Source organism: Shewanella colwelliana ATCC 39565, assembly GCF_000518705.1.
Taxonomy (GTDB): Bacteria; Pseudomonadota; Gammaproteobacteria; order Enterobacterales; family Shewanellaceae; genus Shewanella; species Shewanella colwelliana.
The window spans coordinates 76,781-91,575 of record NZ_KI912479.1; the positions used below are offsets into that span (position 1 = coordinate 76,781).

The window sequence follows — 14,795 nt, forward strand, 5'->3', positions numbered from 1 at the left end:
GTTAGTCATTAAAGCCTCACGGCTTTAAGTCTGAGCAAGGTGCGCAATTTATGTAAGACGCATTCGCTGCGTGTCGCATCCTATTTATGGCTTATTTTTTAATGTTCTAAAAACAAGGAATTCGTTGTAAAACGTCAACCAACCCCATAAATTCTAATGTACTTTCCGGTAATGCCAAAATCGATAAGCGTTCGTCTGACGACAAGTTAAAATTAAACTTCGAATTTGGGGCGCTATTCTTGGAGAAACCACGTTGAAATGTGGCATTAATACTGGGTTTAGTTGTTCAAACTCGTTTTCTCGGTTTATTTTAATGCAACAACTTGCAAATCAATGGTTTGCTACTCAGTAAAAATGTCTTTTAGTCTCCGCTCTTCACGCATGCTGTGGGGGTTTTATGAACACTTTATTCATCTTTTATCCCCAATCGCGTGGCAAATATAGCAACAATCCATAAATTCAGCAAATGGAAAGGCACAAAAGTTATTAGATGTTGTACAATACGCAGCTTGAATGACACAAGGCGCAGTATGAATAATCCACAAACTCCTAGTAAGGTTGAACTGGTCACCATTGATGAAGACCATTTAGGCCAACGAATCGATAATTTTCTCGTGACGAAGCTAAAAGGCGTTCCTAAAAGCATGATTTATAGAATCGTGCGTAAGGGAGAAGTGCGGGTCAATAAAAAGCGAATTAAGCCAGAATATAAACTTCAGGACGGTGATGTTGTTCGCATTCCACCTGTTAGAGTTTCTGCCGGCGATGATAAGCCTGCGCCAAGTGCAAAGCTTACCAAGGTGTCACAACTAGAAGAACGTATCGTATTTGAAGACAATGCGTTAATTGTGCTGAACAAGCCGTCTGGTATTGCTGTACATGGTGGCAGTGGTGTGGATTTTGGTGTGATTGAAGCGATGCGCTCACTGCGTCCTCAGCAGAAGTTCTTAGAGCTTGTGCACCGCTTAGACAAAGAAACATCCGGTGTGTTGTTGATTGCTAAAAAACGCAGTGCGTTAAAACACTTGCATGACCAACTGCGTTATAAAAAGATGCAGAAGGATTATTTTGCACTAGTAAGAGGTGATTGGCAGTCTCATGACAAAGTTGTCAATGCGCCGTTACTTAAGCTCACGTTGAAATCTGGCGAACGTATAGTGCGGGTTAATCAAGAAGGTAAGCAGTCGGAAACGCGCTTTAAGATTAAACAGCGCTACAAAGGGGCCACGTTGGTGCAGGCAAGCCCTGTTACTGGAAGAACCCATCAAATTCGTGTGCATTGCCAATATACTGGCCATCCTATCGCTTGCGATGATAAATACAGTGAGCAGAAGTTTGATGATTCAATGCGGGCGCTTGGGCTTAATCGACTTTTCTTGCATGCGGCGCAACTTAAATTTACCCATCCTATTACCGAAGAGGTGATGCAGGTAAAAGCACCACTAGATAAGGCGTTAGAAAACCTGTTATTGAAATTGGAAAGAGTATGAATCGTTACGACTTAGTCATTTTTGATTGGGATGGCACCTTGATGGATTCGGTTGGAAAGATAGTTGCGTGTATGCAGCAGACCGCCAACCTACTTGATATGGCTATCCCTAGCGAAGCATCTATTCGAGATATCATAGGCCTATCAATGAACGAGGCGCTCAATGTGCTTCATCCTGCGGCGTGTGAGGTTACGCGTCAGCAGATGATAGATGTGTATAGAGAGCAGTATTTACAGCTTAATCAAACACCAAGCCCTCTGTTTGATGGTACAGAGCAGTTACTGCTGACATTAAAGAAGTCAGGCCATCACCTTGCGGTAGCAACTGGCAAGGCACGAGCGGGGTTAGATCGTGTGCTGAATGAAACTGGCTTTAGACAACATTTTAATGCCAGCCGCTGTGCAGACGAAGCACAAAGTAAGCCGCATCCACAGATGTTGTCTCAGCTACTTGATGAGTTAAAGGTAGCCCCTAATCGAGCGGTCATGATTGGAGATTCGATTCACGATCTCAATATGGCCAATAATGCGGGCATCGACGCGATTGGCGTAAGTTACGGGGCACATAGTGCTGTAAAGCTAGCTGAGGCGTCACCCGTAGCTATTGTGACCAGTCCAATCGCATTACTTGACGTGATTTTGCCGTCTAAATAGACTTTGCGTAGACTCATTTAGCTGCTTTTTACGTTTGTTGCTGTACATGGATTTATCTGCCTGGCAAATGAGTGCTGAGATATCACGCTCATCAGGCGGTATCCAGTAGTAGCCCATACTGGCCGTTAAACGCAGCGAACTGCCATTTAGGCTAACTTGTTCATTTAGTTGGTGGTTCAGAGTGTCGCAAAACTGCACTAGCTCTTGGTCGCGTGACTCAATATCCTGATGAGCGAAGTTGTGTACGATGATAAACTCATCCCCGCCGATCCGCGCCACAATCTCACTAGTATCACACATTCGATTAAGCACATTAGCGACTTGCTGCAACACCTCATCGCCTGCCAAATGGTCATAACTATCATTGATTTCTTTAAAGTTATCTAAATCAAGATAGATGATGGCTAATGCTTTGGTTGTTTGCGGGGTATTGATAAGGCTTGAGATCCGCTGAAACAGTGCTAACCGGTTAGGTAATGATGTGAGCGCATCGTGAAAGGCAAGGTATTCGGTTTGTTGCTTTGCTTTTTGAATCTCGGTGATGTTGTGCGCCGATACGATACTGCCTAATACTAACCCTTGTTCATCAATATAGGGGTTGTGGTGGACATTTAAATGCAATGGCTCATCTAAGTGAGGAGGGTGGATGAGTGTTTGGGTGTGCACAGATTGCCCTGATAAGCTGGCATCTAATAAAGGTTTTAGATGGTGGGTAAAGACCTCTTCTCCATGAAGCTCTCGTACGTGTTTTCCTATGATGTCGTTAGCGGAGCAGTCAAAGAGCGTTTCATAGCCCTTTGAGACGACTTGATAGCGGTAGTTGCTATCAACGAAGGACATCAATTGTCGTGTTGAAGCGATCATTTGTTTATGTACGGCCAGCTCTCTAGCGATGAGTAAGCGCTTATATTCAATCCCAATTCGTTGGGCGAGTAACCTAAAAAACTCGCGAGATTTAGTGCTCTCACTTTGGGGCAGCGGATCCATGACAAGTATATGGCCAATGGGAAATCCATCGTTGTCGAGAATCAGTTCAGCCTGATAACTGACCGCGCCAAGATCCTTAATGAGCTGAAAGTTGGGAAATCGCTGTTGTAAATCATTCGGGTAGATAAGGTGCGTGTCAGGATAGCGCATCTGGTAGATGATTTCGCACGGAGAGCCTTCTAGATTGAACTCAAAACCTGGGATACTCTGCTTTAAGTCACAAAAGGCAATTACCTCAGCCATCCCTTCATTCGCTGAAGGGCGTCCGAATGCCGCCCAACGACACTGGGTGACCAGCGCTAGGGCTTTGAGGGCGCGTTGGAAAAATCGCTCATCGGTACAGGGGGCTGCCAGCAATGCTAAGGCTTCTTCTAAATCCGTCATCTAGATACTCATTGTTGTTTTCTATAGACCTCCATGTCGTTACTGTTCTGTTTTCACCTCATCAAGGTACCGCAATTCTTTGTTAACGCGAGCCTGATAGCTGCTGTTTTACTCATAATGCGGTGGTTGTCAGCCGCCGTGACCCGTGCTCACTCATTTTTAGCGCTTGACTCTGCGAGTACGTCAACACCGAAGCTGGATAGCATCTCTACTAAGGTGATGAGTGGCAAGCCAATCAAGGTGTTTGGGTCGCGCCCTTCTAGTTGGGTAAATAGGCTGATACCCAGGCCCTCACATTTAAAGCTTCCTGCACAATAGAGGGGTTGTTCCTGTTTAATATAGTAGGTTATTTGCTCAAGGGTTAGTTCTCTAAAGTGGACCATAAAGGGTTCATAACGACTGTTCATCTGCTGGGTAGCAATATCATACAGGGCGATACCAGTATAAAAGGTCACCGTTTTTCCCGATACGCTTTGTAGCTGGGCGATAGCATTTTCTGTCGTTAATGGTTTGCCTACGATTAGGCCATCAACAACTGCAACTTGATCAGAACCAATAATCAAACCCGTTTGCCAATCCGCTGCACATGCCATGGCTTTTTGTTCGGCTAACCTTACGACTAATTGTGCTGCACTTTCATCGGAGAATGGCGTTTCATCGATATTTGGCGAGCAGGTTTCAAACGGGAGACAGAGCTTTTCCAATAATGCTTTTCGAAAAGGGGAGGTTGAAGCCAAGATAAGCGGTTTATTCATTTTAAAACCTTTTATGGAATGGAAGTTAAGTAGGCGTTTTGTGACTCAATAGGACCAGCCTAGTTGGTATTATTGTACCTTTCTCCCATAATGAGTACACAGGTGTTGGGTTCTATCGCAATTAGTCAGCCAATACTTGCATGAATGCTTCTATTTTAATCGTTGGGGGCTTGAGTATCCATCTGTGCTTGGGTAGAATTTTGCCTCCGACAAATTTTGATATTTCGATGAGTTTTTAGGGAATCGTTACCTTGATCGTGAAAGGGACTCATTTTTCCTTTGACTCGGAGTAATTCAAACTATAATATGCGCGCCTTATGCAAACAGTAAAGATACCGGTTTCAATTGATCCTAACCGCGCGGCGGCAAGTAAGCTTTCTTATGAAGGTTTAATTCCTGGTGTGCAGTTAAAACGATTAAATGAGTTATGTGCCGGCGACTGTTCCAATGTGGCAGTGTCGCTTGAATGTGGCGAAGATATACAGGGGATAGTCTACCTGAAAGGGAAGGCTGTGACGGAGCTCACTCTGAATTGTCAACGTTGTATGACACTATTTACCACTGAGGTTACGGTCGACTTTTGTTTTAGCCCTTGCGGGTCTGAGGCAGAAATCGATGAGCTCCCGGATGCGTATGACCCTATTGAGTGCGATGAAATAGGTGAAGTTCGTCTGCATCAATTGATTGAAGATGAATTAATTGTCGCTATGCCTTTGATTCCGATGCATACAGAAGAAAGTTGTAGCAAAGGCGATCAAGATATAGTTGTAGGCGAGATTGAACCCGCTCAAGAGGAGCGTCCAAATCCGTTTGCAGTGTTAGAAAAACTGAAGAGCAAGTAATCTAGGAGACAGGTCAAATGGCTGTACAACAGAATAAAAAATCTCGTTCAAAGCGCGGAATGCGTCGTTCACATGATTCATTGAGCACTGCTCAATTATCAGTGGATGCAACGAGTGGTGAGTTACACCGTCGTCACAACGTGACAGCAGACGGTTTCTACCGTGGTCAAAAGGTTATCAACAAGTAATTTGTTGGTATCCCTATGACTAATCTGACGCTTGCGTTAGATGCGATGGGGGGCGATTTTGGCCCCCGCATCACAGTGCCTGCAACCCTGCAGGCACTTCGCTTATCCCCCTTTCTAAAAGTCATTATGGTTGGTGATCGCTCTGATATTGAGCCGTTGCTAAATCAATGCGAACCGAGTGTTCTTTCCCGAATAGAACTGCTTCACACCACTGAAGTAGTAAAAATGTCTGACAGACCTGTACACGCGCTGCGTAATTGTAAGCAAAGCTCAATGCGCTTAGCGGTAGAGTTGGTGAGAGACAATAGGGCACAGGCTTGCTTAAGTGCCGGTAATACAGGCGCATTAATGGCAATCTCTAAGGTATTGCTTAAAACTCTGCCAGGGATCGATCGACCCGCATTGGTCAGTTGCCTGCCAGCGGTCAACCATAAGCCTGTTTATCTACTCGATCTGGGGGCCAATGTCTCCTGCTGCAGTGAAACTCTGTTTCAGTTTGCTGTCATGGGATCAGTGTTGTGTGAAGCCGTCGACAAGAATCCAGCACCAAAAGTCGCATTACTGAATGTCGGTATCGAAGAGATTAAAGGTAACGATCAGGTACAGCAGGCTGGGCGATTACTGCAACAATCGCCACAACTCAATTATACTGGATTCATTGAAGGCGATGATATCTATTCTGGTAATGTTGATGTGATCGTTTGTGACGGTTTTGTCGGCAACATCACGCTTAAAACTTCAGAGGGCATCGCAAGGCTCCTCGTCCATCAGTTAAAGAAAGGATTAACTCAAGGCTTTTTTGTACGATTAATGGCCAAGTTAATCGCGCCGCGCATTAATAGTGTTTTAAATCAGATGAACCCCGACCACTATAACGGAGCAAGTCTGATAGGATTGCGCGGAATTGTAGTAAAAAGTCATGGAAGTGCTGATGAATCTGCCTATTTACAAGCAATTAGTTTGGCAGTGACCGAAGCGCAACGTCGACTCCCCAAGATGATCGAAGAGCGTCTTGAGTCGATTCTTTTAGACATAAAATAACTGATATCTCCTTATGCATACAAAAATTCTCGGAACTGGTAGTTATTTGCCAGCGCAAGTCCGTAGCAATCTCGATCTGGAAAAAATGGTGGAAACCAGTGACCAGTGGATTGTTGAACGCACCGGTATCTCAGAGCGCAGAATAGCGGCAAAAGACGAATCTGTGTCAACCATGGGTTATCAAGCCGCGTTGAAAGCGCTTGAGATGGCTGGGATCGACGCAAGTGAACTGGATATGATTGTTTGTGGTACCACTAGTGCCAGTAACGCATTTCCCGCTGCAGCCTGTGAAATCCAAGCGTTACTGGGTGTACATACTATTCCAGCCTTTGACATCGCAGCAGCTTGTTCAGGCTTCGTTTATGCATTGTCTGTCGCCGATCAGTTTGTGAAAACCGGTGCGGCCAAAAAGGTGTTGGTTATTGGGGCGGATGTGCTTTCACGTTTATGTGAGCCTGAAGATCGTTCAACCATTATTCTCTTTGGTGATGGTGCCGGTGCGGCCGTCATTGGCGTATCTGACACCCCCGGTATTCTATCGACGCATATTTATGCCGATGGTCGTCAGGGCGATCTGCTTAAGTGTTCTTTCCCACCCAGAGCGGGTGAAACCTCTGAGGCCGTTGGCTATATGACCATGAAAGGCAATGATGTGTTTAAAGTTGCCGTGACACAGCTTTCTCATGTCGTAACAGAGACATTGCGTATCAATCAGATTGATAAATCTGAAATTGATTGGTTAGTGCCACATCAAGCTAATTTCCGCATTATCAAAGCAACGGCTAAGAAGTTAGACATGAGCTTAGATAAGGTTGTTTTGACGTTAGCTAAGCATGGCAATACATCGGCCGCATCAGTGCCTATTGCACTGGATGAAGCGGTTCGTGATGGTCGCATCCAACGCGGTCAGCTCTTATTATTAGAAGCCTTTGGCGCAGGGTTTGCCTGGGGCAGTGCATTGGTTCGTTTTTAGTGTTGTTAATATAACAGCACAGTGATTTAGCAAAGGTATTAAAAATGGAAAAAGTCGCTTATGTTTTTCCTGGCCAAGGTTCTCAGGCCGTAGGAATGTTGGCCGATTTGGCTAACGATAATGAGATTGTGGCGCAAACATTTGCACAGGCAAGTGATGCCCTTGGATATGACTTGTGGGCGTTAGTGTCACAAGGACCGGCAGAGCAACTCAATCAGACTGATAAAACTCAACCTGCGTTGTTAACCGCAAGTGTTGCGATTTGGCGAGCGATTGAACAAACTGGCGCTGTAAAACCAACTATTTTGGCGGGTCATAGCTTAGGCGAGTATTCTGCATTGGTTTGTGCTGGTGTGATTGAGTTTGCCGATGCGGTTAAGCTAGTTGAACTACGAGGTCAACTGATGCAAGAGGCAGTACCGGCGGGTACTGGTGCAATGTACGCTATTATTGGCCTTGATAACGATGGGATTCAAAAAGCGTGCGATGATTCGGCGCAAGGGGCGGTAGTTAGCCCTGTTAACTACAATAGCCCTGGTCAAGTCGTTATTGCTGGTGAGAAAGAGGCGGTAGAGCGCGCAGCGCAGGCGTGTAAAGATGCAGGAGCCAAAATGGCTGTAGCCTTGCCTGTGAGTGTGCCATCACACTGTCAGTTAATGAAACCTGCTGCCGACAGATTGGCGCAAGCGTTAGCGGCTATCGAGTTCTCGACACCAGCGATTAAGGTTATCAATAATGTTGACGTCGCATGTCCTGACAGTGCCGAGGCGATCAAAGACGCATTAGTGCGCCAACTTTATTGTCCGGTACGCTGGTCTGAAACCGTCGAGGCGATTGCGGCAGAGGGGATCACCCAGTTAGTTGAAGTCGGGCCAGGTAAAGTATTAACCGGACTTGCTAAAAGAATTAATCGATCGCTCAGTGCTAAAGTGGCAAATGATTCAGCCACTGTTGCAGCTTTGAGCGAATAAAGGAGTTATTGATGAGTTTCAATATTGATTTAACAGGTAAAGTTGCCTTAGTCACTGGTGCTAGCCGTGGTATTGGCCGTTCTGTAGCCGAAACGCTACTTGCTGCTGGTGCGACGGTCATTGGTACTGCAACAAGTGAACGTGGTGCTGAGGCGATACAGGCTTATCTAGGTGATAAGGGACACGGTTTAGTGCTCAATGTCACAGATGCTGATTCTATTGCAGAATTATTTGCCTCGATCAAAGAAAAAGCTGGCGATGTTGATATTCTAGTCAACAATGCAGGTATCACCCGTGATAATCTGCTGATGCGCATGAAAGAAGATGAATGGGTTGATATCATCGATACTAACCTAACATCTCTTTATCGTACCTCAAAGCAGGTGATGCGCTCGATGATGAAGAAACGTAACGGTCGTATCATTAACATCGGCTCAGTTGTAGGTACAATGGGCAATGCAGGTCAAACAAACTACTGCGCGGCAAAGGCTGGTTTGATCGGATTTACAAAATCTCTTGCAAGAGAGGTTGCATCTCGTCAAATAACAGTGAATGCTATTGCTCCTGGATTTATCCAGACTGATATGACAGATGAGCTGACTGAAGAGCAGCAAAAAGGTATTATGTCTCAAGTTCCGATGGAACGATTAGGGCAGCCGCAAGAAATTGCGAATGCTGTACTATTTTTGGCCTCGGATTCAGCTGCTTACATTACAGGGGAAACTCTACATGTAAACGGCGGCATGTACATGGTTTAATCGTTAGTTAAAATAACTGACTGATTTTGATTGAATTTGGGCGTAAATTTACGTAGGTTTTGTGGTTAGACCACAAAAGTTAAGCTTGCATTGTGTGCCAAATTGAATAAACTACTCGCAATCTTACGCAAGTGCGTAATTTGAATAGGAAAGAAAACTAATGAGCAACATCGAAGAACGTGTAAAGAAAATCATTATCGAGCAACTGGGCGTTAAAGAAGAAGACGTAAAACCAGCAGCATCTTTCGTTGACGACCTAGGTGCAGATTCTCTGGACACCGTTGAGTTGGTAATGGCTCTAGAAGAAGAGTTTGACACTGAGATCCCTGATGAAGAAGCTGAAAAGATCACTACTGTTCAAGCAGCGATCGATTACGTTTCTAAGAATCAGTAATACTGAATTCTAGAAAACAGGCAGCATTTATGCTGCCTGTTTTTGTTTGTGGCTTAAGCTTTTGTTGTAACGTCTAGTGCGCATAGGCGACAGTTATCCTCTCCTCTGTGCTATAAATAATTTAAGCCTACCAATTTCTCATCTCATCACGAGATGCAACGTCAAAATAAACAGTCAAAAGGTGAAAACGTGTCTAAACGTCGTGTAGTCGTAACAGGTCTTGGTCTCGTCACTCCTGTAGGCAATACCGTCGATGCGTCCTGGAATGCTTTAGTTTCAGGACAGAGCGGTATTGCCCCTATAACAAAATTTGATGCTACTGAGTTTTCTACTCGCTTTAGTGGTTCAGTTAAAGACTTTGATGTAGAGCAGTACCTGCCGAAGAAAGAAGCGCGCAAGATGGATCTTTTTATTCAGTACGGTATGGCCGCAGGTATTCAAGCAATTGAAGACGCAGGTCTTAACATGGAGCTGGAAGATCCCTCACGTGTTGGTACCGCTATTGGTGCTGGAATGGGAGGCATGCCTCTTATCGAAGCGGCACACTCAGCATTGCTAAAAGGCGGCCCACGTAAAATCTCGCCATTTTTTGTACCAAGCACCATTATCAATATGATAGCGGGTCATTTATCGATTAAGTATGGCATGACCGGACCTAACTTTGCTGTCACGACCGCCTGTACTACTGGTGTGCATAACATTGGTTTTGCTGCTCGTACTATCGCCTATGGCGATGCAGATGTGATGGTCGCTGGTGGTGCAGAAGACGTGACTTGTCCACTCGCTGTCGGCGGTTTTGGTTCTGCAAAAGCGCTTTCTACTCGCAATGATGATCCCACTGCTGCCAGTCGTCCTTGGGACAAAGACAGAGATGGATTCGTTATCGGTGACGGCGCTGGTGTGATGGTGATGGAAGAGTACGAGCATGCGAAAGCGCGTGGAGTAACCATTTACGGAGAGCTCGTTGGTTTTGGGATGAGCGGTGATGCGTTCCATATGACTTCACCCCCAGCAGATGGCAGCGGTGCCGCGGCGGCGATGGAAAATGCGATTAAAGATGCTGGCATTGAGAAAACAGCGATTGGTTATATCAATGCACACGGTACATCGACTCCTGCAGGTGATAGAGCCGAAGCGGCAGCGGTTAAGTCAGTATTCGACAAACATGCCTATGACTTGCTTGTGAGCTCCACAAAATCAATGACAGGTCACCTTCTTGGTGCGGCGGGGTCAGTTGAAGCGATCTTTACTATTTTGGCGTTACGTGACCAAATAGTGCCGCCAACACTGAATCTCGATAATCCTGACGAAGGGTGCGATTTAGATTTTGTTCCCCATACAGCGCGTAAGCATCAATTTGACTATGCACTGTGCAACTCATTTGGGTTTGGCGGTACAAACGGCTCATTGCTGTTCAAGCGCGGTGAGTAATATCGCCTGCATAGACGCAATGGTTATGTTGGCTGCCAACAGGGTTAATTGACATAATCAGGATAAGCGACAAATTATGAATAAAAAGCGCCTAACGGCGCTTTTTTTGTCCCAACAATTTTATGTTTTAAGACGAGAACTATGGGGATGCAATATTTCAACCTGTTAGCTTATAAGCTGCAACATCTGTGCAGCAAGGTTTACCGCATAGATGGTGAATATATTAAGCTTGGTTAATGGTTGTGTTTTCTGCTTGGTTAACGACTTATGTAGGCGCGATAATAGCGCGAAGCTTTCATTAAGTTACCTTTGCATTATCTGAGGATTCGATATGTTAAACCTTGCAGTGTTACCATTTATGCCCATTGTTGGTGCAATGACGGCCAACCTTAGTCAGTTGATTAGGGGAGAGAATACTCGAAAAATCAGTGTGGGTTTAAAAACATTCATTACAGCATGTGCCGCATTTGCATCAGTCTGGTTTCTATTGCTGGTTACTGCCATCTACACTGGCGGTGATACCAATACCGCAGCAGGCGTTGAAGTGCTTGCGCTATTTGTCGCTGGTCTAGCCGTGTTTTCAATATTTAAATTGGACCGTTTTATTGGCGAACGCACCCAAGTGTGGTTATACCGTCTTGCGTTACCCATTATGGTCATCTCCTGTTTGACAGTGAGCCTATTTGGCTAGCACTTTTTATAGAAGTAGTACTTTGAAGATGATTTAATGCGTTCCTTTAAGGTAAATATGATTGCAGTGTAAGCTTTTTACTTAATCAGCTAAGTCATCCTCTTCAGCATTAGACGAAATAGATTGAATTTGAGTAAATAGTCAAGCTCATAAGGTCAACAGGCCGTAATCTTAGATACTCGCCTTGTTAAAATTGGAGTACACTTTAGCTATCTATCTTTATAGGGTGAGTACCGATGGCTGGAAAGGAAAGAGCGATCACGTTACGTTTTTTGGCAGAGCCTGCCGATGTGAACTTTGGTGGTAAGGTCCATGGTGGAGCGGTAATGAAATGGATCGATCTCGCGGCTTATGCTTGCTCTGCAGCGTGGAGTGGTAAGTATTGCATTACCGCCTATGCCGGGGGGATACGTTTTGTTAAGCCTATTCATGTAGGCAACATCGTAGAGGTCAGCGCTAAAGTCATTTATACCGGCCGATCCTCAATGCATTTAGGGATTGATGTTAAAGCTGGTGACCCTAAAAATCCCGAACGCCATTTAACTACCCATTGTATTGTGATTATGGTTGCTGTGGATGACTCTGGACAGCCGACAGAAGTCCCTGAATGGGTGCCTGAGTCGGAAAATGACATTCAGATGCGCGAATCGGCAATCCGCCTCATGGAAATGCGTAAGAAGATTGGTGCTGAGATGGAAGCCCATCTAAAACCCTAATACTGTAAAAAGGCGCATCTCTGCGCCTTTTTTATTTAGTTGGCTGGACTGAGCAAGACTCATATCGATGACTGACAATCCCTACTTTTTAGCACTGGATTACGGCACTCAAAGCGTACGCGCGTTAGTGTTTGATCTGCATGGCTCTTTAATCGCTAAGGCACAAATAATCGTTGACCCCTATATTGACGATGAGGCAGGGGCGGCGATTCAGGAACCTGACTACTGTTATCGCCAATTGGTTGATGTGGTCGTGGATCTGTTTGCAAACAGTCAAGTAACACCCAATCAAATCAAGGCGGTGGCATTAACGACACAGCGAGCTTGCACCGTACTTTTTGATGATGCGGGTAACGCGATATCCCCCATCTATATGTGGTCAGACAGAAGGCTCGCGTCGAGACCTTTACCTAAAATGTCGTGGTATTTTCGACTGGGTTTCGCCATTAGTGGACTTTCAAGACGTATTAAATATCTTCGTAGCGCGGCGAAAGTTAACTTTATCCATCAAGTTGAGCCACAGAAGCTTACCCACGCCGCTAAAGTTGGTATGTTTAGTGGTTATTTACTGCAAAGAATGACCGGACACCTCATCGATAGCCGTGCAAGTCAGGTTGGATATTTGCCTTTTGACTATAAACGCCAAGCGTGGGCGTCGACACGCAGTTGGCGTTGGCAGGCATTGGCAGTTAGACCTAATCAAATGGTGTCATTAATCTCGCCCGCTGAGTGCGCAGGTGATGTCGCTGAGCACTTTGCGCAAGATTCAGGTTTACCGACTCATCTACCAATTTTTGCTGCCGGGGGAGACAAAGCGTGTGAGATGTTTGCCACCGGCTGCGGTGAGGCTGGCGTTGTGACAGTCAGCTTGGGAAGTGCAGCTGTGATCGCGTTAGGAACAAATCAATACCGTGAAGCGTATCGCTATTTGCCGGCATTTCCCTCCTTAAAACCACAAGCATTTATGACCGAGTTGCAATTGGAGCGTGGTTTTTGGTTACTAAGTTGGCTAATCAAAGAGTTTGGTCAAGCTGAGGTGATAGAATCTCAACGATTAGGCATCAGTGCAGAGCAATTAATTTCTCGTTTAATTGACGACGTACCTATTGGTGCTAAAGGCTTGATGTTGAGCCCAACTTGGGCGCAAGGGGTTATTTACCCAGGCCCCGAAGCACGAGGTAGCATTGTTGGTTTTACGCCAGAGCATAATAGGCTGTGTTTATATCGCGCTGCGATTGAGGGCATACTCTTGACCTTGAAATCAGCTCTAATACGCTTAAGCAAAATAAGCCAAGCGCCGATCAACTTGATTAGAGTCAGTGGCGGCGGCGCACAAAGTGATATCATCATGCAGATGTGCGCCGATGTGTTCGACTTACCGGTTGAACGATTACATATTTATGAGGCATCGGGACTAGGGGCTGCGATGTGCTGTGCGGTGGGCGCTGGCTATTATGACGATGTTGAAGCCGCTCGTCGTGAGATGACCCATATTGGCCAGCGGTTTGAGCCGATCGCCACCCATGTTGTGCAATATCAGCACATATTTAAGATTTATAAAACGCTGTACCCACAAATAAAGCCTTTTTATAAGGCACAATCATAAAATTTGGTTAATAAACAAATATAGGACTTGAGATGGCGAAAGTAGCATTTATTGGCTTAGGCGTGATGGGATACCCGATGGCGGGACATCTCGCTAAACATGGACATGAAGTCACTGTTTATAATCGTACCACTGAGAAAGCGGCTAAGTGGGCCCAAGAGTTTGGTGGACGTTACTGCGAAACGCCTTTCGAAGCGGCAAAAGCGCAACAATTTGTGTTTGTCTGCGTTGGTAATGATGATGATCTACGCTCTGTCGTTGTGGGTGAAAAAGGAGCGTTGGCGGCAATGAGCCAAGGTACGGTGCTGGTTGACCATACAACCGCCTCCGCTGATGTGGCGCGTGAAATAGGGGCAGCTGCTATGGCTAAGGGCGTAGGTTTTCTTGATGCGCCAGTTTCCGGTGGTCAAGCAGGTGCTGAGAACGGTGTGTTAACCGTCATGCTTGGTGGTGAAATGTCGGTTTTTGAATCGGTTAAGCCTGTGATACAAGCTTATGCTCGTTGCGCTGAGTTACTCGGCCCAATAGGCAGTGGACAGCTGACAAAAATGGTTAATCAGATCTGTATTGCTGGCGTTGTTCAGGGCTTAGCGGAAGGGTTGCATTTTGCGCGTAGTGCAGGGCTTGACGGTGAGAAGGTTGTCGAAGTCATCAGCAAAGGCGCCGCACAATCTTGGCAGATGGAAAACCGCTATCAAACAATGTGGCAAGGCGAGTATAACCTAGGCTTTGCGGTGGATTGGATGCGTAAAGACTTAGGCATTGCCTTAGATGAAGCTCGTCGCAATGGTTCACAATTACCGCTCACAGCCCTTGTGGATCAATTCTACGCCGATGTACAACAGCAGGGCGGAAATCGCTGGGATACTTCCAGTTTACTGGCGAGATTAGAAAAAAATAGAAAATAGTGAGATA

General features: G+C 45.6%; 16 protein-coding genes. 14 read left to right on the top strand and 2 right to left on the bottom strand.

What is annotated here, in order from left to right:
- The first annotated feature begins 530 nt into the window (after positions 1-530).
- On the top strand, positions 531-1,490 hold the full coding sequence (rluC, locus tag L876_RS0116655; RefSeq protein WP_028764831.1) for a 23S rRNA pseudouridine(955/2504/2580) synthase RluC: 960 nt from the start codon (positions 531-533) through the stop codon (positions 1,488-1,490).
- Positions 1,487-2,143 (top strand): HAD family hydrolase, encoded by a 657-nt coding sequence (locus tag L876_RS0116660; RefSeq protein ID WP_028764832.1) that lies wholly within the window; start codon positions 1,487-1,489, stop codon positions 2,141-2,143. Before rluC ends, L876_RS0116660 begins: the two co-directional genes overlap by 4 nt.
- Here the strand turns inward: L876_RS0116660 and L876_RS0116665 are convergent.
- The gene (locus tag L876_RS0116665; protein ID WP_028764833.1) at positions 2,114-3,514 is read right to left on the bottom strand and encodes a sensor domain-containing diguanylate cyclase; all 1,401 of its coding nucleotides are present in this window, start codon (positions 3,512-3,514) and stop codon (positions 2,114-2,116) included. The two genes, L876_RS0116660 and L876_RS0116665, sit on opposite strands and share 30 nt — an antisense overlap.
- Positions 3,515-3,663: 149 nt before the next feature.
- Positions 3,664-4,269, bottom strand: coding sequence for a Maf family protein (locus L876_RS0116670; RefSeq protein ID WP_028764834.1), 606 nt, complete (start codon positions 4,267-4,269; stop codon positions 3,664-3,666).
- 317 nt (positions 4,270-4,586) lie between these two features.
- Between L876_RS0116670 and yceD the strand changes: the two genes are divergently transcribed.
- From yceD to L876_RS0116730, 12 genes are all read left to right on the top strand, one after another.
- On the top strand, positions 4,587-5,111 hold the full coding sequence (yceD, locus tag L876_RS0116675) for a 23S rRNA accumulation protein YceD (RefSeq protein WP_028764835.1): 525 nt from the start codon (positions 4,587-4,589) through the stop codon (positions 5,109-5,111).
- 17 nt (positions 5,112-5,128) lie between these two features.
- Positions 5,129-5,299, top strand: coding sequence for a 50S ribosomal protein L32 (gene rpmF, locus L876_RS0116680; RefSeq protein ID WP_020913118.1), 171 nt, complete (start codon positions 5,129-5,131; stop codon positions 5,297-5,299).
- 15 nt (positions 5,300-5,314) lie between these two features.
- Positions 5,315-6,340: a phosphate acyltransferase PlsX gene (plsX, locus tag L876_RS0116685; protein WP_028764836.1), complete on the top strand. Its 1,026-nt coding sequence runs from the start codon at positions 5,315-5,317 to the stop codon at positions 6,338-6,340.
- Between the two features lie 13 nt (positions 6,341-6,353).
- Positions 6,354-7,313: a beta-ketoacyl-ACP synthase III gene (locus L876_RS0116690; RefSeq protein WP_028764837.1), complete on the top strand. Its 960-nt coding sequence runs from the start codon at positions 6,354-6,356 to the stop codon at positions 7,311-7,313.
- Between the two features lie 44 nt (positions 7,314-7,357).
- Positions 7,358-8,284 carry an ACP S-malonyltransferase gene (gene fabD, locus L876_RS0116695; RefSeq protein ID WP_028764838.1) on the top strand — a complete coding sequence of 309 codons (927 nt, stop codon included), beginning with the start codon at positions 7,358-7,360 and terminating at the stop codon, positions 8,282-8,284.
- An 11-nt stretch (positions 8,285-8,295) separates the two neighbouring features.
- Entirely contained in the window at positions 8,296-9,042 is a 747-nt protein-coding gene (gene fabG, locus L876_RS0116700) for a 3-oxoacyl-ACP reductase FabG (RefSeq protein WP_028764839.1), read from the top strand.
- Positions 9,043-9,202: 160 nt separating this feature from the next.
- The gene (gene acpP / locus L876_RS0116705; protein WP_011865403.1) at positions 9,203-9,436 is read left to right on the top strand and encodes an acyl carrier protein; all 234 of its coding nucleotides are present in this window, start codon (positions 9,203-9,205) and stop codon (positions 9,434-9,436) included.
- 189 nt (positions 9,437-9,625) lie between these two features.
- Positions 9,626-10,867: a beta-ketoacyl-ACP synthase II gene (fabF, locus tag L876_RS0116710; RefSeq protein WP_028764840.1), complete on the top strand. Its 1,242-nt coding sequence runs from the start codon at positions 9,626-9,628 to the stop codon at positions 10,865-10,867.
- A 331-nt stretch (positions 10,868-11,198) separates the two neighbouring features.
- Entirely contained in the window at positions 11,199-11,558 is a 360-nt protein-coding gene (locus tag L876_RS0116715; RefSeq protein ID WP_028764841.1) for a hypothetical protein, read from the top strand.
- 236 nt (positions 11,559-11,794) lie between these two features.
- Positions 11,795-12,274 carry an acyl-CoA thioesterase gene (locus tag L876_RS0116720; RefSeq protein WP_028764842.1) on the top strand — a complete coding sequence of 160 codons (480 nt, stop codon included), beginning with the start codon at positions 11,795-11,797 and terminating at the stop codon, positions 12,272-12,274.
- Positions 12,275-12,341: 67 nt separating this feature from the next.
- Positions 12,342-13,880, top strand: coding sequence for an FGGY-family carbohydrate kinase (locus tag L876_RS0116725; protein ID WP_028764843.1), 1,539 nt, complete (start codon positions 12,342-12,344; stop codon positions 13,878-13,880).
- A gap of 32 nt (positions 13,881-13,912) precedes the next feature.
- Positions 13,913-14,788, top strand: a complete 876-nt coding sequence (locus L876_RS0116730) for an NAD(P)-dependent oxidoreductase (RefSeq protein ID WP_028764844.1) — start codon at positions 13,913-13,915, stop codon at positions 14,786-14,788.
- Positions 14,789-14,795 lie beyond the last annotated feature (7 nt).